19 protein-coding genes are annotated in these 21743 nt (G+C 64.2%); 12 read left to right on the top strand and 7 right to left on the bottom strand.

The window, feature by feature from the left end; translation table 11 throughout:
- Positions 1-323 precede the first annotated feature (323 nt).
- Both ACVIGB_RS45320 and ACVIGB_RS45315 read left to right on the top strand, forming a co-directional pair.
- Positions 324-1310 (top strand): ABC transporter substrate-binding protein, encoded by a 987-nt coding sequence (locus ACVIGB_RS45320; RefSeq protein ID WP_456724393.1) that lies wholly within the window; start codon positions 324-326, stop codon positions 1308-1310.
- Between the two features lie 314 nt (positions 1311-1624).
- The gene (locus ACVIGB_RS45315; protein WP_456724394.1) at positions 1625-2404 is read left to right on the top strand and encodes an SDR family oxidoreductase; all 780 of its coding nucleotides are present in this window, start codon (positions 1625-1627) and stop codon (positions 2402-2404) included.
- Positions 2405-2571: 167 nt separating this feature from the next.
- Here the strand turns inward: ACVIGB_RS45315 and ACVIGB_RS45310 are convergent, their stop codons facing one another.
- Positions 2572-2871 (bottom strand): HU family DNA-binding protein, encoded by a 300-nt coding sequence (locus tag ACVIGB_RS45310; protein ID WP_021077434.1) that lies wholly within the window; start codon positions 2869-2871, stop codon positions 2572-2574.
- A 431-nt stretch (positions 2872-3302) separates the two neighbouring features.
- Between ACVIGB_RS45310 and ACVIGB_RS45305 the strand changes: the two genes are divergently transcribed.
- From ACVIGB_RS45305 to ACVIGB_RS45290, 4 genes are all read left to right on the top strand, one after another.
- On the top strand, positions 3303-4916 hold the full coding sequence (locus tag ACVIGB_RS45305) for an ABC transporter substrate-binding protein (RefSeq protein WP_456724395.1): 1614 nt from the start codon (positions 3303-3305) through the stop codon (positions 4914-4916).
- A gap of 206 nt (positions 4917-5122) precedes the next feature.
- Positions 5123-6100, top strand: coding sequence for an ABC transporter permease (locus ACVIGB_RS45300; protein ID WP_456724396.1), 978 nt, complete (start codon positions 5123-5125; stop codon positions 6098-6100).
- Between the two features lie 2 nt (positions 6101-6102).
- Positions 6103-6933 (top strand): ABC transporter permease, encoded by an 831-nt coding sequence (locus ACVIGB_RS45295; protein WP_456724397.1) that lies wholly within the window; start codon positions 6103-6105, stop codon positions 6931-6933.
- Positions 6930-8555, top strand: coding sequence for an ABC transporter ATP-binding protein (locus tag ACVIGB_RS45290; protein WP_456724398.1), 1626 nt, complete (start codon positions 6930-6932; stop codon positions 8553-8555). The genes ACVIGB_RS45295 and ACVIGB_RS45290 overlap by 4 nt, the downstream gene beginning before the upstream one ends.
- A 36-nt stretch (positions 8556-8591) precedes the next feature.
- Here the strand turns inward: ACVIGB_RS45290 and ACVIGB_RS45285 are convergent, their stop codons facing one another.
- Positions 8592-9959 carry an NAD(P)/FAD-dependent oxidoreductase gene (locus ACVIGB_RS45285; RefSeq protein WP_456725268.1) on the bottom strand — a complete coding sequence of 456 codons (1368 nt, stop codon included), beginning with the start codon at positions 9957-9959 and terminating at the stop codon, positions 8592-8594.
- A 78-nt stretch (positions 9960-10037) separates the two neighbouring features.
- On the opposite strand from ACVIGB_RS45285, the gene ACVIGB_RS45280 reads away from it, so the two are divergent.
- The 4 genes from ACVIGB_RS45280 (at position 10038) to ACVIGB_RS45265 (ending at position 14265) form a co-directional block, all read left to right on the top strand.
- Positions 10038-10892, top strand: a complete 855-nt coding sequence (locus ACVIGB_RS45280; protein WP_456724399.1) for a VOC family protein — start codon at positions 10038-10040, stop codon at positions 10890-10892.
- A 216-nt stretch (positions 10893-11108) separates the two neighbouring features.
- Positions 11109-12431: an ABC transporter substrate-binding protein gene (locus ACVIGB_RS45275; protein WP_420969972.1), complete on the top strand. Its 1323-nt coding sequence runs from the start codon at positions 11109-11111 to the stop codon at positions 12429-12431.
- Between the two features lie 161 nt (positions 12432-12592).
- Positions 12593-13444: a carbohydrate ABC transporter permease gene (locus ACVIGB_RS45270; RefSeq protein ID WP_456725269.1), complete on the top strand. Its 852-nt coding sequence runs from the start codon at positions 12593-12595 to the stop codon at positions 13442-13444.
- On the top strand, positions 13441-14265 hold the full coding sequence (locus ACVIGB_RS45265; RefSeq protein WP_456724400.1) for a carbohydrate ABC transporter permease: 825 nt from the start codon (positions 13441-13443) through the stop codon (positions 14263-14265). The genes ACVIGB_RS45270 and ACVIGB_RS45265 overlap by 4 nt, the downstream gene beginning before the upstream one ends.
- Before the next feature lie 379 nt (positions 14266-14644).
- On the opposite strand, the gene ACVIGB_RS45260 is transcribed toward ACVIGB_RS45265, so the two are convergent.
- From ACVIGB_RS45260 to ACVIGB_RS45250, 3 genes are all read right to left on the bottom strand, one after another.
- The gene (locus ACVIGB_RS45260; RefSeq protein ID WP_456724401.1) at positions 14645-15838 is read right to left on the bottom strand and encodes an aspartate kinase; all 1194 of its coding nucleotides are present in this window, start codon (positions 15836-15838) and stop codon (positions 14645-14647) included.
- A 39-nt stretch (positions 15839-15877) separates the two neighbouring features.
- Complete coding sequence (locus tag ACVIGB_RS45255; protein ID WP_456725270.1) at positions 15878-17107, bottom strand: peptidase M15; 1230 nt, start codon at positions 17105-17107, stop codon at positions 15878-15880.
- A 246-nt stretch (positions 17108-17353) separates the two neighbouring features.
- Positions 17354-18031 (bottom strand): cysteine hydrolase family protein, encoded by a 678-nt coding sequence (locus tag ACVIGB_RS45250; protein ID WP_456724402.1) that lies wholly within the window; start codon positions 18029-18031, stop codon positions 17354-17356.
- Positions 18032-18313: 282 nt separating this feature from the next.
- On the opposite strand from ACVIGB_RS45250, the gene ACVIGB_RS45245 reads away from it, so the two are divergent.
- Complete coding sequence (locus ACVIGB_RS45245) at positions 18314-19327, top strand: formamidase (protein WP_456724403.1); 1014 nt, start codon at positions 18314-18316, stop codon at positions 19325-19327.
- A gap of 14 nt (positions 19328-19341) precedes the next feature.
- On the opposite strand, the gene ACVIGB_RS45240 is transcribed toward ACVIGB_RS45245, so the two are convergent.
- The gene (locus tag ACVIGB_RS45240; protein WP_456724404.1) at positions 19342-20415 is read right to left on the bottom strand and encodes a YeiH family protein; all 1074 of its coding nucleotides are present in this window, start codon (positions 20413-20415) and stop codon (positions 19342-19344) included.
- Between the two features lie 86 nt (positions 20416-20501).
- Between ACVIGB_RS45240 and ACVIGB_RS45235 the strand changes: the two genes are divergently transcribed.
- Positions 20502-21473 carry a LysR substrate-binding domain-containing protein gene (locus ACVIGB_RS45235; protein WP_456724405.1) on the top strand — a complete coding sequence of 324 codons (972 nt, stop codon included), beginning with the start codon at positions 20502-20504 and terminating at the stop codon, positions 21471-21473.
- Here ACVIGB_RS45235 and ACVIGB_RS45230 read toward each other — a convergent pair.
- A complete protein-coding gene (locus ACVIGB_RS45230; protein WP_224942950.1) occupies positions 21421-21642 on the bottom strand; it encodes a hypothetical protein in 222 nt (73 codons plus the stop codon). The genes ACVIGB_RS45235 and ACVIGB_RS45230 overlap by 53 nt on opposite strands.
- Positions 21643-21743 lie beyond the last annotated feature (101 nt).

Raw genomic sequence — 21743 nt, 5'->3', positions numbered from 1 at the left:
TCACCGTCAATGAAATGGAATTTCGAATGTGGTCGGTGCGGCAGCCGAACTCTCCACGATCGCAGCGCGCGACGATGAAAGGATTTTCGCGCTCGTCGCGGCGCAGACGTGCAACGGAACGGCATCGATTGCACCAAATTTGAGCGAAAGACTACCGCTTGCGCGATGTCTTCTACGCACAAGGGCTCGGCGAGATCATCCTTGCTGCGCACGGGCTGATTTCAGTTTTCCGTTTCGTTGACGGCGAACGGCTTGCTCATAGACTCGGTCGAACGCTGCCGCGCTTCCCGACGAGCAGCGAATGAATCAGAAAGAAAATGCATATGCGCAAACTGACCCGCTCGGGTTCTCCCTATACCTTCACGCGCCGCACCGCGGCCGCGCTGATCACAGCGGTGATCACGCTGTCGACGTCGGCCGCGGCCTTCGCGGCTGATGCGATCGTGCTGCGGGTCGGCGACCAGAAGGGCGGCAACCGCTCGCTGCTCGATATCTCCGGCCTCGCCAAGGATCTGCCTTACAAGATCGAGTGGTCGGAATTCCCGGCCGCAGCCCCGATCCTGGAGGCGATCAATGCCGGCGCGCTCGACGTCGGCTACACCGGCGACCTGTCCTTCCTCACGGTCTATGCCTCGGGCGCGCCGATCAAGGCGATCGGCGGCACGCGCTCCGATGCGCGGACCCAGGCGATCCTGGTGCGCGGGGATTCGCCGATCAAGACGGCGGCCGATCTGAAGGGCAAGCGCCTCGCCGGCACGCGGGGCGGCTGGGGCCAGTTCCTGATCAATGCGACATTGGAAAAAGCCGGCAGCAGGATCGAGGATGCGACCTTCGCCCCGCTCGGCCCGGTCGACGCCAAGATCGCGCTGCTCGCCGGCTCGATCGACGCCTGGGCGGTGTGGGAGCCCTACATCTCCTACGCCAGGCTGAAGGACAATGCGCGCGTCGTCGCCGATGGTGAGGGCTTGACGCCGACCATCACCTTCATCGTCGCCTCCGACAACGCGATCGCGACCAAGCGCGCCGCGGTGCAGGATCTGGTGCAGCGGCTGAACAAGGCGCGGCTGTGGTCGCTCGACCATGTCGCGGAGTATGCCAGGAACACGGCCGAACTGACCAAGCTGCCGGAAGACGTGCTGTTCGCCGCCTACACCGCGCAGAAGACCAGCCCGATCGCGATCGACGAGGCCGTGGTGAAGGAAGTGCAGGCCGCCTCCGACCGCGCCACGCGCTACGGCATCCTCGGCAAGACGCTGGATGTCGGCAAGGCCGTCGACCGCAGTTTTACGGCCAGCGCAAGCTTGAACTAGCAGTCTCTTCCACCTCCCCTTGAAAAGGGGAGGTCGGTTTGCGCGCAAGCGCCAATCGGGTGGGGATCCTGCCTCCACAGACGCCGGCGTCCGTCGAGAGCAACCCCCACCCCGCCCTCCCCCTTTCAGGGGGAGGGAGACGAGCGGCGGTGCTCGCCTCACGAGATGCGTGCCGCCCCTACAATGGAGACATCCGATGTCCGGCCCGCTCCATCTCGCACTGATTGTCACAGCACACCTGCTCTGCATGACCTTGTTGGTCGCGCTGTCGGTTTGATAGCGTTCTCTCAGGGCCAGCCCCAGGGAGAACAACAATGAACCTATCAATGAAGGACCGCGTCGCGGTGGTGACCGGCGGCAGCAAGGGCATCGGGATCGCGGTGGCGCGGCGGTTTGCGGAGTCCGGCGCCAAGGTCGCGATCCTCGCCCGCGGCGCGGCCGACCTCACTGCGGCGCGCGAGGCACTCGCCAGGGACGGCCTCGTGGTCCGCGATTACGTCTGCGACGTCGCCAAGGCCGCCGACATCGCCAAGGCTCACGAGCAGATCGTCGCGGATCTCGGCAAGATCGACGTGCTGGTCAACAACGCGGGCACCGCGCGCACGCTGGCCTTCGAGAGCATCAGCGACGAGGCCTGGCAGGAGGACCTCGACCTGAAACTGTTCGCCGCGCTCCGCTTCAGCCGGCTGGTGTGGCCGGGCATGAAGCAGCGCAAATGGGGCCGCATCATCAACGTGCTCAACACCTTTGCGAAGGCGCCGGCCGGCAACTCGGCGCCGACCTCGGTGTCACGCGCCGCCGGCATGGCGCTGACCAAGGTCATGGCCAATGAAGGCGGCGAGCACAACATCCTGGTGAATGCGCTGCTGGTCGGCCTGATCATGAGCGATCAATGGGTCAAGCGGCACGCGGCCCAGGCGCCGAACACGGATTTCGGGGAATTCGCCAAGGGCCTTGCCAAGGGCACGCCGCTCGGCCGCATCGGCACGGCGGAGGAGTTCGCCAACCTCGCCTGCTTCCTGGCCTCGGAGCAAGGCTCCTACATCACCGGCACCGCCATCAATGTCGATGGTGGCCGGTCGCCGGTGGTCTAGAGCCCCGGTCCTGGTTCAAGCAGAAACCGGAGCTCGAGACTTTGCTTTGGCGCGTTTTCTTCACGCGAACCGGTGTCCACTTCGCTCGAAAACGCTCAAGCGGGCAACCAACGGCAGGAAGCGACGGCTCAAAAGCAAAAGGCCTCCGTCACCGGAGGCCTTTCGTCTTAAACCGCGTCCTTGGCGGCCTTGACCGGCCGTGCGCGGACGATCTTCCGGGCCGGCTTGGCCTTGAACATCATCTCTTCACCGGTGAAGGGGTTGGTGCCCTTGCGCGCCTTGGTCGCCGGCTTCTTGACCACAACGAACTTGGCGAAGCCGGGGACGAGGAACACCCCGGCCTTCTTCAGCTCCTTGTGGCCGACATCGACGAGCGAGTCCAAAACGTTCTTGACGTCGCGCTTGGAGAGTTCGGTGGTGGTCGCGATCTTCTCGATCACTTGCGACTTCGACAGTTGGGTAGCCATGGTTGCTCCATTGATTCTGGAGTGGGCACGATATGGCGGAAAACGCCGAGAAAAACAGTGTTTTCTGCACTCACCACAGCAATATCGCTGTGGACAGCCCCCGAATCAGGGTTTTTTCCAGTGTTTTTTCCAGTCAAGTCGCTTCCGACCCCTAAAATTACAGCGTTTGCGCGGCTTCGGGGCTCCCGAAGCGGGCCCTAAAGAGAATCACTCGACGCATCTCGCGCGGCCTGTGTGCGACAATGTTGCCCGCAATTCGGGTTGCGGAGCACCGCGGCGCCACTTCAGGTTTCGGAAACGATCCTTCAAAAAGGCCGAGGCATTAGAAATGACTCGGGTTCCCATTCCATCGTAACATCGCAAAGGGGCGCCACGGCCGATCGGCTGGCCGCCCCATGCAAGCCTTTATGTATGTTCCGGAGACCCCGCGTATGGATTTGTCCCGCCTTGAGATCAACCGCCGCACGGCCCTTCTGACCTCGGCCGCGATTGCGGCCAACGTCATCAATCCGATGCGGGCATTCGCGCAGGAAACCCCGCGCAAGGGCGGCGTGTTCAACGTCCATTACGGCGCCGAGCAGCGCCAGCTCAACCCCAGCATCCAGGCCTCGACCGGCGTCTACATCATCGGCGGCAAGATCCAGGAGAATCTGGTCGACCTCGACGCCAACGGACAGCCGGTCGGCGTGCTCGCCGAGAGCTGGGAGGCGACGCCGGACGGCAAGACCGTCACCTTCAAGCTGCGCAAGGGCGTCACCTGGCACGACGGCAAGCCGTTCACCTCGGAGGACGTTGCCTTCACCGCGATGAACATGTGGAAGAAGATCCTCAACTACGGATCGACGCTGCAGCTGTTCCTCACATCGGTCGATACGCCCGATCCGCAGACCGCGATCTTTCGCTACGAGCGGCCGATGCCGCTGAACCTGCTGCTCCGGGCCCTGCCCGACCTCGGCTACGTCTCCGCCAAGCATCTCTATGAGAGCGGCGACATCAGGCAGAACCCGACCAATCTGGCGCCGGTCGGCACCGGCCCGTTCAAATTCGTCAAGTATGAGCGCGGGCAATACATCATCGCCGACCGCAACCCGGATTACTGGCGGCCGAACGCGCCCTATCTCGACCGCATCGTCTGGAAAGTGATCACCGATCGCGCCGCGGCCGCCGCCCAGATGGAGGCGGGCGAATTGCACTACAGCCCGTTCTCGGGGCTGACGATCTCGGACATGGCGCGGCTCGGCAAGGACAAGCGCTTCATCGTCTCAACCAAAGGCAATGAGGGCAACGCCCGTACCAACACCATCGAGTTCAACTTCCGCCGCAAGGAACTGTCCGACATCCGCGTCCGCCGCGCCATTGCGCATGCGATCAACGTGCCGTTCTTCATCGAGAATTTTTTGGGCGACTTCGCCAAGCTCGGCACCGGCCCGATCCCCTCGACCTCGACCGACTTCTATCCCGGGCCGAACACGCCGCAATATCCCTACGACAAGGCCAAGGCGATCGCGCTGCTCGATGAGGCCGGCTTCAAGGCCTCCGGCGGCAACCGCTTCTCGCTGAAATTGCTGCCGGCGCCGTGGGGCGAGGACATCTCGCTGTGGTCGACCTTCATCCAGCAGTCGCTGGGAGAAGTCGGCATCCAGGTCGATATCGTGCGCAACGATGGCGGCGGCTTCCTCAAACAGGTCTATGACGACCACGCCTTCGATCTCGCCACCGGCTGGCACCAGTATCGCAACGACCCCGCGGTCTCGACCACGGTGTGGTACCGCTCCGGCCAGCCCAAGGGCGCGCCGTGGACCAACCAGTGGGGCTGGGAGGACAAGACGGTCGACAAGACCATCGACGATGCCGCGACCGAAGTCGATCCGGTCAAGCGCAAGGCGCTCTATGCCGACTTCGTCAAGGAGGTGAACACCGAGCTGCCGGTCTGGATGCCGATCGAGCAGATCTTCGTCACCGTGATCACCGCCAAGGCGCGCAACCACTCCAACACGCCGCGCTGGGGCTCGGCGAGCTGGTACGATCTTTGGCTTTCGGCTTGAGGCGGCGCGCCTTGCTTCTCCCTCGCCCCGCTCTTGCGGGGAGAGGGGCGGGGTGAGGGGCTCTCTCCGCGATATTGCTCCATCGATCGACCTGTACCCCCTCACCCGGATCGCATCTAACGATGCGATCCGACCTCTCCCCGCAAGCGGGGCGAGGTGACCGAGAGGCCAGTGTCCACTTCGTTCGAAAACGCTATAGATAGCCGATGCGTATCCTGAGCCTTGCGGGGCGGCGGCTGGCCGCCTCGATTCCGACCCTGTTCCTGATCCTGATCGGCGTGTTCCTGCTGTTGCAGCTCGCGCCGGGCGACACCGTCGATGCGCTGATGGCGCAGATGGGCGGCGGCGATGCCGCGACTGCGCAACAGCTGCGCAAGGTCTACGGGCTCGACCTCTCGGTTCCGGCGCAGCTCGGCAACTATCTGTGGCATCTGGTGCGGCTCGATCTCGGCTTCTCCTCGATCTACGGCAAGCCGGTGGCGACCGTGATCCTGGAACGGCTGCCGCCGACCATCCTGTTGATGACCGCGTCGCTGTCGTTCGCGTTCTTCTTTGGCCTCGTATTCGGCGTGATCGCCGCGCGCGGCGTCAACCGCTGGCCGGACACCTTGATCTCGACGCTCGGCCTGATCTTCTACGCCACCCCTTCGTTCTGGTTCGGGCTGATGGCGATCGTGGTGTTCTCGGTCTATCTGCAATGGCTGCCATCCGGCGGCTTCCAGGACATCGGAACGGTGCAGACCGGCATCCGGGGCGTGCTCGACATCGCAGCCCACCTCGTGCTGCCGACGACGACGCTCGGGCTGATCTTCCTTGCGATCTATTTGCGCATCATGCGCGCCTCGATGCTGGAGGTCTTGAACCTCGATTTCGTCCGCACCGCCCGCGCCAAGGGGCTGGACGAGACCCATGTCATCACCCGCCACGTGCTGCGCAACGCGCTGCTGCCGGCGGTGACGCTGATCGGCTTGCAGGCCGGCACCATGCTCGGCGGCTCGGTCGTGGTGGAGAGCGTGTTCTCGCTGCCCGGCCTCGGCCGCCTCGCCTATGAATCCGTGGTGCAGCGCGACCTCAACACCCTGCTCGGCATCGTGTTCGTGTCCGCGCTCCTTGTGATTGTCGTGAACTTCGTCGTCGACCTGCTCTACGCGCGGCTCGATCCGCGCATCGCGGCGGAGGGCTGACGATGGACGCGGTGAAACGCTATTTCCGCAGCCCGGCCGCGGTGATCGGCCTGATCCTGCTGCTGCTGGTGATCGCGATGGCGATCAGCGCGGGTTTCCTCTATCCGCGCGATCCGCTCGCGCTGGCCGGCCGGCCGCTGGTCTGGCCGTTCTCCAACCCGCGCTTCCTGCTCGGCACCGACAATTCCGGCCGCGACATCGCCGCCCAGATCTTCTACGGCGCGCGGATCTCGCTCCTGATCGGCGGCGTCGCCACCGTGATCGCGATCCTGATCGGCATCCTGGTCGGCGCCTTTGCCGGCTATTACGGCGGCTGGGTCGACAATGTGCTGATGCGGATCACCGAGGCGTTCCAGACCCTGCCGAACTTCGTGCTGCTGCTGGTGCTGGTCGCGGTGTTCGGCTCGACGTTGACCACGGTGACGATTGCAGTTGGAGTGGTGTCGTGGCCGGCGCCGGCGCGGCTGACCCGTGCGGAGTTCCTCTCGCTACGCAACCGCGAATTCGTCCAGGCCGGCAAGACGCTCGGCATGAAGGACCTCCAGCTGATCCTCGGCGAGATCCTGCCCAACGCGCTGCCGCCTGTCATCGTCTATGCCAGCGTGGTGATGGCGGTCGCGATCCTGCTGGAAAGCGCGCTGGCGTTCTTGAGGTTGTCCGATCCCAACGTGGCCTCCTGGGGCAATCTGATCGGGCTTGGCCGCGACGTGCTCCGGGTGCAATGGTACGTCTCGGCGATCCCCGGCATCGCGATCCTCATCACGGTGCTCGCGGTGTCGCTTGTCGGCCAGGGCCTCAACGACGCGCTCAATCCGAGGCTGAAGAGCCGATGAGCGACACGGTTCTTTCGCTCGACGGGCTGACGGTGCGCCTGCCCAAAGGCGCCGACCGGCCGCACGCGCTGTCCGACGTCTCCCTGTCGGTCGCCTCGAACGAGATCCTCTGCGTGGTCGGAGAGTCCGGCTCCGGCAAGTCGATGATGGCGAACGCCATCATGCGGCTGCTGCCGAACGAGGTGACGATCGAACAGGGCCGGATGCTGTTCGACGGCCGCGACCTCTGTGCCGCCGATCCAGCCGAGATGCGCGAGGTGCGCGGCGCGGGGATCGCGATGATCTTCCAGGAGCCGATGACGGCGCTCAATCCGCTGCGCACCATCGGCGACCAGATCGGCGAGATGTTTGCAATCCACACCGGCCTGTCGAAGGCCGAAATCAACACCCGGGTGCTGGCGCTGCTCGAGGACGTCCGCATCCCCGACCCCAGGGCTGCCGCGAAGGCCTATCCGCACGAGCTCTCCGGCGGCCAGCGCCAGCGCGCCATGATCGCGATGGCGCTGGCGCTGGACCCGAAGCTGTTGATCGCCGACGAGCCGACCACCGCGCTCGACGTCACGACGCAGGCGCAGATCCTGAAGCTGATCCGCGATCTGCAGCAGCGCAAGAAGACCGCGGTGCTGTTCATCACCCATGATTTCGGCGTGGTCGCCGAGATCGCCGACCGCGTCGTGGTGATGCAGCACGGCGCGATCGTCGAACAAGGCGCGGCCGACAAGGTGCTGAATGATCCGCAGCATGCCTACACCAAGCAGCTGATCGCGGCGGTTCCGCCGCTGAAAGCACCGCCGCCACGTATCCTCTCCGGCAAGGACATCCTGACCATCGACGGCGTGTCCAAGACCTACCGCACCGGCGGCTTCCTCGGCCGCGGCGCGCGGGTGACGGAGGCGGTCAAGAACGTCTCGCTCCGCCTGCCGCGCGGTGCGACGCTCGGCATCGTCGGCGAATCCGGTTCGGGCAAATCGACGCTCGCGCGCTGCCTCGTGCGGCTGATCGACCCCGACAGCGGTTCGATCGTGCTCAACGGCAAGGACTGGGCAAAACTCGGCCGCGACGAGATCAGGCGCGAAACGCGCCACATCCAGATGGTATTCCAGGATCCGTTCGCCTCGCTCAACCCGCGCCGCAAGGCGGCCGAGCTGGTGGCGCAGGGACCGATCGTGCACGGCACCAACCGGGCGATCGCAATCGCGGAAGCGCGAAAGCTGTTCGAACTGGTCGGGCTCGATCCGTCCGCCGGCGATCGCTTTCCGCATGAATTCTCCGGCGGCCAGCGCCAGCGCATCGGGCTCGCGCGGGCGCTGGCGCTCAAGCCGGATGTGCTGGTCGCAGACGAGCCGGTCTCGGCGCTCGACGTCTCGGTGCAGGCGCAAGTCTTGAAGCTGCTCGCCGGGCTGCGCCAGCAGCTCGGCCTCTCCATCATCTTCATCACCCACGATCTGCGGGTTGCCGCGCAGATCTGCGATCTCGTCGCCGTGATGAAGGACGGCGCCGTGGTCGAGCAAGGACTGACCGCCGACGTGTTCGGCAGACCGCAGCATCCCTATACGCAGGCGCTGCTGTCGGCGATCCCCGGCGGCGACTTCACGCGCAAGCGCGATGCCTTGATCGCCTGATCGAGCCATCGCGCGTGGTGCGTCGTTGGTCCGCGCTCACCGTGAGCGGCGCGAGGCGAGGACATACTCCGCCCAGCGCAGCAACTCGAAGCGATCGCCCTTCACCAACTCCTGTGCATCGCGGCGCCGATAGAGCACCAGCATCCAAGGCGCGAGCTTGCGCAGCAATCCGTGCGCCATGTACTGCACCGGCTCGGTGAACGGCAGCGCCAGCTCGCTTTCCGGCACGCCCTGGACGGCTCGCGCCAATTCGCGGCCGAGCGGGATCGTCAGCGCGACGGCGCGGCCGTTGCAGCCGGTCCAGCCGTAAGCGTTCGGTCCGAGGTGATGCATGCGCGGCAGGAAATCCGCGGTCATCCCGACATAACCGTTCCAGACATAGTCGAAGGAGACGTCGCCGATCTGCGGCCATATCAGCTGCAAGCGCTCGGTCACCCGCGCCTTCAGCCGCGCGGTCTTGTCGCCCGGGCCGAGCACGGCACCGCCGGTGACGAGGCGATTGCGCGCGTCGTAACGCGCAAAATACAGCTCGCCATGGGTGTCCGACATCGCCTGCCGGCCGGGAATGATGGTCTTGCGGACATTGTCCGACAGCGGCTGCGTCGCCATCTGCCACGACAGCACCGGCATCACCTCGGTCGCGATCTCAGGCACTAGCGATTTCGCGAACTCGCCGCTATAGGCATTGGTCGCGACCACCAGCGCACGGCCGGAGATTTCGCCCTTCTCGGTCTTCACCACCCAGCGATCGCCGCGACGCTCGAAGCTCAGCGCGGGGGAACGGGCATAGATCCGCGCACCGAGGCCGAGCACGGTGCGCGCCAGGCCCCGCGCCAGCGCCAGCGGATTGACGTGACCGCCGGTCCTGTTCCAGAAGCCGCCGTACCAGGCATCCGAGCCGAGCATGTCCCTCGTCTGGTCGCGCGACAGCAATTCGACCGGCGCGCCGAATTTCGACCATTGCTGCACCCGCCGCTCCGCGATCTTGATCCGGCCGGGCGAATGCACCGGCTGCACCCAGCCGGCCTGCTCCTGCTCGGCCTCGATGTTGTAGCGCTTGACGACGTCGAACAGCATTGCCGCGCTGTCGCGCAGCATCGCGACGAAGCGCTCGCCGGCCGCGCCATGCCTCTTGATGATGTCCTCGGGATCGGGGCGCGACAGCGTCGGGATCACCTGGCCGTTGTTGCGGCCCGAGGCGCCCCAGCCCGGCTCGGCGGCCTCGACGATCGCGACGTCGACATTGGCCTCGCGCAGATGCAGCGCGGTCGACAGGCCGGTGAAGCCGCCGCCGATGATGACGACATCGGCCTGCTGCGCGCCCGTCAATTCGGGACAATCGGGGCCGGTTGGCGTCACTGCTGCCCAGAGCGAATCGGGCCAGCGCACGGCATTGCTGCTCATCATGATCCTTTCTTGCGGGGGCCTGCGCGTTCTGGTTAGCTTTACTCTACTCTCTCATTCCAGCCGGGAAGACAAGAAGTGACACTCAAGAACGTCATCGGAATCGATCACGCCGTGGTCATGGTGAAGGACCTCGACAAGGCCGCCGAGAATTACAGGCGGCTCGGCTTCACCGTGTCGCCGCGCGGCACCCACAGCGCGCATATGGGATCGGGCAACTACACTATCATGTTCGACCCTGACTACATGGAATTGCTCGGCGTGCTGACGCCGACGGAACACAATGCTCCGGCGCGCGCCTTCCTCGATAAGCGCGGCGAAGGCATCGAACGCATCGCGTTCACCGCGGTGGATTCGACAGCCGGTGCCGAGGAGATCCGCGCGCGCGGCTATGCGCCGATCGGGCCGACCGATTTCGAACGCCCGGTGACGCTGCCTGATGGCACGGTCTCGGCCGCGAAATTCCGCACCTTCCAATGGCCGACCGCTGAGGCGCCCGGCGGCGTCCGCATCTTCGCCTGCCAGCACAAGACCCGCGAGACGGTGTGGATCCTCGAACTGATGACGCACGCCAATGGGGCAAAACGCCTCAAGCAGGCGCTGATCGTCTCGCCCGATCCCGCAACCGATGCCGCGCATCTCTCCAGGATGATCGATATCGCGGCGAGGCACGATCCCGACGGTGCGGTTGCGGTGCCGTCCGGCGGCGATCGCGCCGACTTCGTGTTCCTGACCAGGGATCAGCTCGGCAAGCGTTATCCCGGCGTATCGCTGGATGGCCTGTCCGATCGCGGCGGCGCCGGCCTCGTGATCGCGGCCGACCTCGCCGCAACCGAGAAGGCGCTCGGCACAACCGGCGTGAAGAGCGGCAGCGGCATCACCGTGCCGCCGGCCGCTGCCAACGGCACCCTGCTCGCCTTCGTCAAGGCATAACTGCCACACCATGCGCGGCGCAGCGTTATGCAGCGGCGCCGCGCATGTGGGGGCTAGGCACGGAAAGTTGAGACGCTCAAACATTGATGCGATTGCAAATCGCATCAATGTTCTCGCTCAATTTCTTGAGCATGATCTGTTCGGAAAACCGGTTTCCACTTTTCCGGATCATGCTCTACTATCTCTCCCAAACAAGAACCGTCCAGGGAGAGAAACATGTCGCATCACCTGATCTCGCGCCGGCAGATGCTGGCCGGCACCGCAGCCGCCGGCGCGGTTGGATTGACCGGATTTCCGGCCCGCGCCGAGGTCAACTGGAAGAAATATTCCGGGACGACGCTGGAGGTGATCCTCGCCAAGGGGCCGCGCGGCGACAATCTGCAAAAATACATCAAGGAATTCACCGAGCTCTCCGGCATCAAGGTCGAATCGGAGCAGATTCCCGAGCAGCAGCAGCGCCAGAAATGCGTGATCGAGCTGTCGTCGGGCAAGCCGAGCTTCGATGTCGTGCACCTCAGCTATCATGTGCAGAAGCGGCAGTTCGAGAAGGCCGGCTGGCTCGCCGACATGTCGGGCTTTCTCAAGGACCCGAGCCTGACGCCGCCCGACCTCGTCGAGAGCGATTTCTCGGCCGCCGGCCTGCAATATGCACGCAACGACAAGGGCCAGATGCTGTCGCTGCCGTGGTCGGTCGACTATTTCATCCTCTACTACAACAAGGAGTTGTTCCAGAAGAAGGGCGTCGAGGTCCCGAAGACGCTGGAGGAGATGGCGGTCGCCGCCGAGAAGCTGACCGATCCCAAGGAAGGCATCTACGGCTTCGTCGGCCGTGGCCTGCGCAACGCCAACATGGCGATGTGGACCAACTTCTATCTGAACTATGGCGGCGAATTCCTCGATGCCAAGGGCAACATCCTGACCGACGGCCCCGAGGCCGTCGAAGCCACCAAGCTCTACCAGCGGCTGCTGACGAAATGCGCGCCTCCCGGCGTCGCCGGCTTCAACTGGATGGAATCGATGGCCTCCTTCACGCAAGGCCGCGCGGCGATGTGGATCGACGCCGACGGCTGGGCGCCGCCGCTGGAGGACCCCGCCGCCTCGCGCGTGGTCGGCAAGGTCGGCTACACGCTGGTGCCCGCCGGACCCAAGGGCAAATTCTCGTCGACCTATGGCGACGGCATCGGCATTCCCGCGGCGAGCAAGAACAAGGAAGCCGCCTACCTGCTCTGCCAATGGGTGGTCTCGCGGGGACAGGGCGCCCGCCTGCTGCAGGCCGGCGGCGGCGTGCCGTTCCGCAACTCCATCGTCGACGACCCCGAGGTCGCCAAGGGCGTGAAGACCAAGGAATGGCTGCAGTCGGTGGTCGACTCCGCCAAGATCTCCAAGCTCGGCCTCCCGGTCATCATCCCGGTCGCCGAATTCCGCGACATCGTCGGTGCGGCGCTGACCGCGACGCTGTCGGGCGCCGATCCTGCCACCGAATTGAAGAAGGCGCACGAGCAATTCCGCCCCATCCTGGAGCGTAGTGAAAAAGCGTGAGCGTGGTGACACAGGCTTCGCCGGCGGCGGACAAAGCGTTTTCGAGCGAAGTGGGTACCGGTTCGCGTGAAGAAAACGCGTCAAAGCAAGACTCCAGAGCCGGAGGCTCTGGGGACGTTGCGCCGGCGCGTGAATGGCGTCCGCCGTCCTACTGGCCGTTCGTGATCCCGGCGCTCGTCGTGGTGCTGACCGTGATCGTCTTTCCCTGGGTGTTCACGATCTGGATGAGCATGCAGGAATGGAAGGTCGGTTCGCCGACCGTCTTCGTCGGGCTCGCCAACTATTTGCGGCTGCCGACCGATCCGCGCTTCGTAGAGGCAGTCGGGCACACGCTGTCCTACACCGCGCTGTCGGTGGTGCTGCCGCTGGTGTTCGGCACGCTGGCGGCGGTGGTGTTTCACCAGAAATTCGCCGCGCGCGGCTTCCTGCGCGGCATCTTCATCATGCCGATGATGGCGACACCAGTGGCCATCGCCTTGGTGTGGGCCATGATGTTCCACCCGCAGCTTGGCGTCCTGAACTATCTGCTGTCACTTGTCGGCCTGCCGCCGCAGCTCTGGGTGTTCAACCCGACGACGGTGATCCCGTCGCTGGTGCTGGTCGAGACCTGGCAATGGACGCCGCTGGTGATGCTGATCGTGCTCGGCGGCCTCGCCGCGATCCCGACCGAACCCTATGAGAGCGCGCAGATCGACGGCGCCAATTTCTGGCAGGTGTTCCGCTTCATCACGCTGCCTTTGATCATGCCGTTCCTGTTCATCGCCGGTATGATCCGGATGATCGACGCGGTGAAAAGCTTCGACATCATCTTCGCGATCACCCAGGGCGGCCCGGGCTCGGCGTCGGAAACCATCAACGTCTATCTCTATAGTGTCGCCTTCGTCTACTACGACCTCGGCTACGGTTCGGCGATCGCGGTGGTGTTCTTCCTGCTGATCGTGGCGCTGGCGGCGCTGCTGCTCTATCTGCGCAAACGCCTGCTGTGGACCTCAGAGCTCGGGGACGGCGCATGAACCCGCGTCAGATTCTCGGGCGGATCGGGCTGTGGCTGTCGGTGTTCGTCATCGTCTCGCCGGCGATCCTGTTCTTCCTCTGGATGGCCTCGCTGTCGCTGAAATTCGAGATCGACAATGCCTCCTATCCGCCGGTGTTCATCCCGGAGCATTTCGCCTGGAAGAACTATGCCGACGTGTTCGCCTCCAACCGCTTCCTGACCTATTTCACCAACAGCCTCGTCGTCACCGGCTGCGCGACCGGGCTTGCGATGCTGGTCGGCGTGCCCGCCGGCTACGGCATTGCGCGGATGGCCGCGCACAAATCCGCGATCGTGATCCTGATCGCGCGCATCACGCCGGGCCTGTCGTATCTGATCCCGCTGTTCCTGCTGTTCCAGTGGCTCGGCCTGCTCGGCACGCTGGTGCCGCAGATCATCATTCATCTCGTGGTGACGGTGCCGATCGTGATCTGGATCATGATCGGCTATTTCGAGACCACGCCGCTGGAGCTGGAAGAAGCCGCGCTGATCGACGGCGCCACACGCTGGCAGGTGTTCCGCCATGTCGCGCTGCCGATCGCCAGGCCCGGGCTTGCGGTCGCCTTCATCCTCGCGGTGATCTTCTCCTGGAACAATTTTGTGTTCGGCATCGTGCTGGCCGGGCGCGAGACGCGAACGCTGCCGGTCGCGGTCTACAACATGATCTCGTTCGACCAGCTGAGCTGGGGCTCGCTCGCCGCGGCCGCGCTGATCGTGACGGCACCGGTGCTGCTGCTCACCGTGCTGGCGCAACGGCAGATCGTGGCCGGGCTGACGGCGGGCGCGGTGAAAGGCGGCTAGAGCGATATGAAGTGATCGGGCCGTCGCAGGGGCGCTGCCAAAATATCGAAAACAACCCCATGCAAAGGTGCCGGCGGCGGCAGGCGTTCGACCAAGCAACTTGACACGTCCGGCAATTCGGGGATATTCTTCTAATATTCCGAAATTATGCATCGCATATGGCATTTGCGGGCTTCTGCAACTGACGCTCCCACGCAGCGTGCGGGAGTGGGAACGCGCCATATTCGCGACCGCAGCCTAGGTCGTGTACCCATAAAATGGGAAGCCGAGGAAGAGCGCTGGTAATGTCCGCTCATCCTCCAACAGCTGCCCAAAAGCGCACATCGCGGAAGGTCCGAGTCGGGCCAATAGGCGACATCGCCCCTTTACCAAGTTTCAACTAGATCAGCGAATGCAAGGCCCTGACCGCAGCCTCACGGCTCTCCATCGGAACAAAGAAACTTACCGAGTGCGATGACAAGACATACTTGTCGGCGATGATCCCGTGACGTTGCAGAATCTGAACCGCCTTGTATGGCAGGTCCGAAGAAATACCGCCGAAGCAAGTAAGACTCACCGAACTGAGAGTCTCGCGCTGTTTGCGCAGGTCTTTGCTCCTCTCCAGCGTGCGCAGCAACGCGTCGAGCGTCTCCGAATCGGACGTCATCATGATGCGGGTTTTTTCGGCGGCGAAAGCCGAGGCGAGGAGTTGCGGCCAAGGCAAGGCGTTTTGCTTGAGATGCTGCGCGAACTTCTCAAAGCCTTGATTGAGGTCCGCCGAATCGATCTCCACATGCTCAATGCGAGCCATCGAGTTGACGGCCAGGACTCTTCCTTTCTCCATGCCCGCGACCTCCTTCATCACTTGCGTGCTGTGTCGAGCGCCGCCCCACCTTCTCAAGACCAAGGGCACGTTTCGGCTGTGGGCCAGCTCCACGCTGCGAAAATGCAGCACCTTGGCGCCCCAGAAGCACATTTCGGATAGGGATGCGAAATCGAGCTGACGCAAGGTTTTTGCATTTGCGACAATGCGCGGATCAGCCGAGCAAACTCCGTCGACCTCCTTGATAATCTCGCAGCACTCCGCTTGGAGTGCCGCAGCCATGGCGACCGCGGTGGTATCGCTGCCACCCCGGCCAAGCGTCGTGATTTCCTTGGTCAGCGGATTCACGCCCTGAAAGCCCGCCAGAACCACGATGCGTCCGCGATCGAGCTCTTCACGCACGCGAATCGGCCGCACATCCAGAATGCGTGCGGAGGAATGGGATCCATCGGTCATCACGCCGGCCTGACTGCCGGTAAAGCTGATCGCCGGCACGCCGAGATCAGACAGCGCCATGCTCATCAAGGACATGCTGATGCGCTCGCCGGTGGTCAACAACATATCGAGTTCGCGGCGATTGGGATGCGGGCTGATCTGATAAGCCATCCTGACGAGTTCGTCGGTGGTCTTGCCCATCGCTGAGACGATCGCCACGACACGATGGCCACGGCCATGCAAGTCGGCGACGCTGCTCGCGACTGCGCGGATTTTTGCCGGTGTTTCGAGACAGACGCCACCGTATTTTTGCACGATGGTGGTATTGCTAGGCATTCTTGCCCGCGTCGTGTTGAAAGGCGCAGCTGAAGCGGATCAGATCGTCCTCCCCTTCGACGCTTTTGCGGTTTTTGATCGTTTCGCCACGACTTGCAGAACGCCCCGGTTGCGCTTCTTGATATCCGCTTCCGCGCGCTGAGCTTTCGTCCCGCCGCGGTGATCGGCGTATTCCTTACCGTCTATCGGCGCGACATGCGGCGGATCTCGATCGAGATACGGTCGCCCGATTCCAAAATCCGGACCGCGCGCATCGATCCATTTCCAAAGGGCCTCAGTGGAAACCCAACGCTCCGCCCGCGTCGCGCCTTTGACGCTCACGATATCAGCGGCAAGCCCGTGGCCATAGCCGCCGCGGAAGCTCCCTCCGTGGTATGACTTGTCGGACGCTGCCTTCAGGCCGCTCGCGATCGATTGACGGTAGTCATCGCGGAACGCGCTGGTTATCCCGGGCGACAACCCGGCCTGCTCCGCCGCGTAAAGCGCGTGAAAGAGCTTGAGCTTGAAGCTCCGATCCACCCCTCCAATCACGTAGTCGATCAACGGCATGGCCATTCTTTCCGCCGCCTTCGGATCCTTCCACGTGAAATCGTTATCGACGCGCCTGGTGAACGTCCTGGTGACGGTCACCGTCTTGCGCTTCCTTTTGACCGTTACTTTCCGCTGCTCTTGTATGCTGATGGTGTCTTCCTTGGGCGTCCGCTCGTAGAGGGCCCACAGGTACCGGTCGATGCACACATCAACGACGAGGCACTCTTCGAAAATATCCAGGGGTCTCGCGGCCTCCTTGGTGTCGCTTGACACTGGAGGCGTGCTCGCTGTCGCCGTTTGCTCCGGCGATGTTTCGACCGGCAGCATCTGCGACGAATCCGGCAACGCAGCCACGACGATTGATCTCGGTTCGCTCAAGGTCGCTGTCGCATCAGGGGCCGGCGGCGCCGGCATCGATTCAACCGCCATCGCCGCATCGGCGTTAGCGACAGCGCTGCCCATGACGCCTGCCTGCGGCGCGGCCGTCGCGTCGGAGGCCGGCCACGTCACGGGTTCGGCAGCCATCGCCACGTCAGCGTTCACGTTGGCGACTGCAGTTGCCTGTCGCGCATCAGCCAGTTCGGCATTGGCGGCGAGAGATGGTGCTGGTCCCTCGATGGGCACTGCTCCGATGTTCCCGATGCCGGCAGAGCCGGCAAGCCAGGCAAAGAGCCAACCTGCGAGAACGACCGTCCCGCACAACTCCGGCGTCACCGTCGCAATTCGCCGCGGGTTCATCATCCCGAAGCCTCCAAAGGCTCGATCCGAGCCCTGTTGCACAGCCAAGCACCTGACGGCATCGATCATTCGGATCAAATGGAAACGCGCAATGGGCGGAAGCCGTTGGGCCGACGCTTTTCCAGGGAGTGTTGCTCGACCGCAACGCCCGGTCGCTAGGGCGGCAACTACCTCGCCTTCATCCAGCTTGCCTCGATCCGGCCGGGGCTACGCGCTGATGAGTCCGCGTCCCAATCTCATCTTGCCCTAGCCAGCGAGCGCCTCCAGCACCGCGGTAGACTCGGCGACCCAGCCAAAAATGCCGCCCTGGGCCTTGATCATTTTCAGGCCCATCTCGTGGAATTCCGGGAAGTAGGATGCGCAGCCGTCGGAGATCACGACGCAGCGGTAGCCGCGGTCATTGGCCTCGCGCACCGTGGTGTTGACGCAGACTTCGGTGGTGACGCCGCAGACCAGCAGATTCTCGACGCCGTATTTCTGCAGGATGTCGCCGAATTCGGTGGCGTAGAACGCGCCCTTGCCGGGCTTGTCGATCACGATCTCGCTGCCCTGCGGATAGAGCTCGGGGATGATGTCATGCCCCGCCTCGCCGCGGATCAGGATTCGTCCCATCGGTCCGGGATCGCCGATCCGGCGCGACGGCGCGCCGCGTTCGAGCTTTGCCGGCGGCGCGTCCGAGAGGTCAGGCAGATGGCCCTCGCGGGTATGGACCACGAGCAGCCCGGCGTCGCGCACCGCGGCGAGGACGGCGCCGATCGGCTTCACCGCGCGGGCAAGCTGGCTGACGTCGTTGCCGAGCGTTTCGCCGAAGCCGCCGGGCTCCATGAAATCGCGCTGCATATCGATGATGACGAGCGCGGTCTTGCTCCAGTCGAGCGTGATCGGCTCCGGCTCCGCTGCGATTGTCCCGCTTGAATTCGCCATGACGCACGCCTCGAATGCGAGAAGACCCGCATTTGATCAAGCAAACCGCGTGCCATTGCGCAATGATGCGGCTTGCGCCCCCAACCGCCCGAAACGTCCGGCATCTCAATCTGTTGGGATACGCTCGGCCGTTCTCCGCGCCAACTTCCCAGGTTCTCACCGGCACCTGATTTGCTGGTCGTTCGATCTTGCTGGCATGATCGTTGCTAGCTGGGAGCCCGACCGGACGAAGATCATCGTTCGCGAAATGACAGCCCATTTCAAACAGGCGGGAGGACAGGCATGAATGGACTTGGCGGTCTCAACAAGTCACCCAACGGCGTCGTGATCGGACTGGTGCAGCTACAGCTGCCCGTGGTGGCGACCAAGGCCGATCTGGCACGGCAGACCGAGCGGATCGTCTGGATGGTCGGCAAGGCGCGGCGCAATCTCGCCACCATGGACCTTGTCGTATTCCCCGAATATTCGCTGCACGGTCTCTCGATGGACACCAATCCGGAGATCATGTGCCGGCTCGACGGGCCTGAAGTCGCGGCCTTCAAGCAGGCCTGCATCGACAACAAGATCTGGGGCTGCTTCTCCATCATGGAGTTCAACCCGCACGGCAATCCCTACAATTCCGGGCTGATCATCGACGATCATGGCGAGATCAAGCTCTACTACCGCAAATTCCATCCCTGGATTCCGGTCGAGCCGTGGGAGCCGGGCGATGTCGGCATTCCCGTGATCGACGGACCGAAGGGCGCGAAGATCGCGCTGATCATCTGCCATGACGGCATGTTCCCGGAAATGGCGCGCGAATGTGCCTACAAGGGCGCCGAGATCATGATCCGCACCGCAGGCTACACCGCGCCGATCCGCGACAGCTGGCGCTTCACCAACCAGGCCAACGCGTTCCAGAACCTGATGGTGACGGCCAATGTCTGCATGTGCGGCTCGGATGGCTCGTTCGACTCGATGGGCGAAGGCATGATCGTCAATTTCGACGGCAGCATCATCGCGCACGGGACCACGGGGCGCGCCGACGAGATCATCACCGCCGAGGTGCGGCCCGACCTCGTGCGCGAGGCGCGGATCAACTGGGGCGTCGAGAACAACATCTATCAGCTCTGGCACCGCGGCTATGTCGCGGTGAAGGGCGGCGCGATGGATTGCCCCTACACCTTCATGCAGGACATGGTGTCCGGCCGCTTCCGCCTGTCCTGGGAAGATCAGGTCAAGATCACCGACGGCACGTCCTGCGGCTTTCCTGCGCCGACACGGATGTTCGGCAAGACCGCGAAGGCCGCCGAGTAGCCGCCCCGGTGCGGCTACTTGAAGAAGTGCACGAGGCCGATGCTCAGGCCCAGGAGCAGCATCAGCGATAGCGTGACCGCCGCCGTCACCCGGCCGCCGACGGTCGAGAGCACGCGCACATCGACGCCGAGCCCAAGTGCTGCCATCGAGACGACGGTGAGGATCGCCGCCGTCTTGGTCACCGGCGCGATCGCGATGTCAGGCACGAGCTGGAACGAGCGCAGCGCGGCCAGCACCAGGAAGCCGATGATGAACCAGGGCACCAGCTTGAACGGGCTGATCGAGGCGGCCCTTGCAGCACCTTCCTTGGCGGTGCCGGCGGCCTTGCGCCGCCGCGCGACGAACAGCGATAGGCCGACCACGATCGGGCCCAGCATCAGGACGCGCACCAGCTTCACCAGCGTGCCGATCTGGGTGCTAACGATGCCGGCGGGCACGGTCGCCGCCAGCACCTGCGGCACGGCATAGACCGTGAGCCCGGCGAGGATGCCGTATTGCGTCGCCGTCAGCTTCAACAGCGGAATCAGCAGCGGCAGGCCGAGCACCATCAGCACGCCGAGAATGGCGGTGAACGAGATCGACGAGGCGATGTCGTCGCCATCGGCCTCGATCACGGGTGCCACCGCCGCGATCGCGGAATTGCCGCAGATCGAATTGCCGCAGGCGATCAGGATCGCGAGTTTGGTCTTGAGCCCGAGGATCCGGCTGAGACCATAGGTCACCGCCAGCATGATCACGACGGTGACGGCGATCGCGCCGATCAGGAGCCCGCCCGACGCCACGATCGCGGCGAAGCTGATGGATGCGCCGAGCAGCATCACCGCGACCTCGAGCAGCTGCTTGGCGCTGAAGGCGATGCCCGAGCGCCAGCGCTCCGCGGGCTCCCAGGCGGTGCGGACCGCCATCCCGAGCAGGATCGCGACGACCAGGGCCTCGATATAGGGGTGGTCGAAAACCCGCTCCTCGATGGCTTGGATGCCGAGCGAGATGACGGTGACCACCCCGCAGAGCAGAATGCCCGGAATCAGCAGGAACAGGCGCTTCAGCGCCCCCTGCTTCTGCCCCTGATCTTGTTGTTGTTGCGGCACGACATCCTCTTTTCGGAGAAGATTTTATGCGCCCGGGCACGCCTCTTGGCTAATATCTTTTCGAACTGCCCCGATAGAGAGAAGTTATGTCCCTCAACCTGCATCTGCTCCGCCTGTTCGCGGCCGTGGCGAGAAGTGGAAGTTTCTCCCGCGCCGCCGACCTCCTGCACATCAGCCAGCCGGCGATCTCCAAGGGCGTGCGGGATTTCGAGCTGCAGGTCGGCTGCCGGCTGCTCGACCGCACGCCGAAGGGGGTGCGGCCGACCCGGGAGGGCGCGGCGCTGGCTCGCCATGCCGAGACGCTGTTCGCGGCCGAGCGCGCCGCCGAGGACGAGTTGCAGGCCCTGCGCAACCTCGACAGCGGCTCGCTGCGCATCGGCGCCAGCACGACGATCGCGACCTACATGATCCCGGAATATCTCGGCGTGTTCCACCGTGCCTTTCCCGGCATCGAACTGCATGTGGTAAGCGCCAATACCTCTGATATCGCCGCGCTGATGCTGGGACATGAGATCGAAATCGCCCTGGTCGAGGGGCCTGTCGAGGACGAGAACCTGATCAGCGAAGCGTGGCGTACCGACGTGATGGTCCTGATCGCGGCTCCGGATCATCGCTTCGCAGCCGCCGCGGGAGCGATCGACGTCCGCCTGCTCAACGACGAAATCCTGATCGTGCGCGAGCCCGGCTCAGGCACCCGCGAGGTGGTCGCGCAGGCGCTGGCCGCCTACCGCGTCGAGCCGCGGCGCACGCTCGAGATCGGCAGCACCGAGGCGATCAAGCAGGCGGTGGCGGCCGGTGTCGGCGTCGCCATCGTTTCAGTCGCGACCATCGACGATCAGGTGAAGCTCGGGAAGCTCAAGGTGATCCCGATCAAGGGCGTCCACATCGAGCGCACGCTGTGGCAATTGAAATCGCCCGGCCGGCTGGATGTGCCGGCAGCCGTCGCATTCGAAGGGATCATTCGGGAGACCCGGGCCGCAAAGACGGCGCAGCGCACGCCGTCAGCTAAAGCGCGGCGAACAGACCCTGCGCCCACGCAACGGCATGCTCGAAGCTGAACACGCCGGGCTCGAAATAGACCGCGCGCGCCAGCACGATGCCGACCACCAGCACCCAGAACACGCTGGTGCCCGCGGTCTTCAGCCATTTCGACACACCCTCGCTCGCGGCCGAAGAATCGACCGCGGGAACCGGCTCGCCGAAGGGATCGAATGCGGATTGGCTCATCGTCTTGACCATCTGGAATGTCAGCACAATGTCGCAACGGCGGGGGCGGAAGCAAGGGTAGTTGAATGCCTTTTGCGCCGGTTCCTTGGAAGGACGTTTTC

The organism is Bradyrhizobium sp. USDA 4341 (genome assembly GCF_054063755.1).
The sequence above is the reverse complement of the archived record's forward strand: the minus strand, read 5'-3'. Positions and strand labels throughout refer to the sequence as shown.

Bases quoted from the DNA above. Each gene is read 5' to 3' on its own strand.
- ACVIGB_RS45320 (WP_456724393.1), top strand. From the start codon at position 324: ATGCGCAAACTGACCCGCTCGGGTTCTCCCTATACCTTCACGCGCCGC.
- ACVIGB_RS45315 (WP_456724394.1), top strand. From the start codon at position 1,625: ATGAACCTATCAATGAAGGACCGCGTCGCGGTGGTGACCGGCGGCAGC.
- ACVIGB_RS45310 (WP_021077434.1), bottom strand. From the start codon at position 2,871: ATGGCTACCCAACTGTCGAAGTCGCAAGTGATCGAGAAGATCGCGACC.
- ACVIGB_RS45305 (WP_456724395.1), top strand. From the start codon at position 3,303: ATGGATTTGTCCCGCCTTGAGATCAACCGCCGCACGGCCCTTCTGACC.
- ACVIGB_RS45300 (WP_456724396.1), top strand. From the start codon at position 5,123: ATGCGTATCCTGAGCCTTGCGGGGCGGCGGCTGGCCGCCTCGATTCCG.
- ACVIGB_RS45295 (WP_456724397.1), top strand. From the start codon at position 6,103: ATGGACGCGGTGAAACGCTATTTCCGCAGCCCGGCCGCGGTGATCGGC.
- ACVIGB_RS45290 (WP_456724398.1), top strand. From the start codon at position 6,930: ATGAGCGACACGGTTCTTTCGCTCGACGGGCTGACGGTGCGCCTGCCC.
- ACVIGB_RS45285 (WP_456725268.1), bottom strand. From the start codon at position 9,959: ATGAGCAGCAATGCCGTGCGCTGGCCCGATTCGCTCTGGGCAGCAGTG.
- ACVIGB_RS45275 (WP_420969972.1), top strand. From the start codon at position 11,109: ATGTCGCATCACCTGATCTCGCGCCGGCAGATGCTGGCCGGCACCGCA.
- ACVIGB_RS45265 (WP_456724400.1), top strand. From the start codon at position 13,441: ATGAACCCGCGTCAGATTCTCGGGCGGATCGGGCTGTGGCTGTCGGTG.
- ACVIGB_RS45260 (WP_456724401.1), bottom strand. From the start codon at position 15,838: ATGCCTAGCAATACCACCATCGTGCAAAAATACGGTGGCGTCTGTCTC.
- ACVIGB_RS45255 (WP_456725270.1), bottom strand. From the start codon at position 17,107: ATGAACCCGCGGCGAATTGCGACGGTGACGCCGGAGTTGTGCGGGACG.
- ACVIGB_RS45250 (WP_456724402.1), bottom strand. From the start codon at position 18,031: ATGGCGAATTCAAGCGGGACAATCGCAGCGGAGCCGGAGCCGATCACG.
- ACVIGB_RS45245 (WP_456724403.1), top strand. From the start codon at position 18,314: ATGAATGGACTTGGCGGTCTCAACAAGTCACCCAACGGCGTCGTGATC.
- ACVIGB_RS45235 (WP_456724405.1), top strand. From the start codon at position 20,502: ATGTCCCTCAACCTGCATCTGCTCCGCCTGTTCGCGGCCGTGGCGAGA.
- ACVIGB_RS45230 (WP_224942950.1), bottom strand. From the start codon at position 21,642: ATGAGCCAATCCGCATTCGATCCCTTCGGCGAGCCGGTTCCCGCGGTC.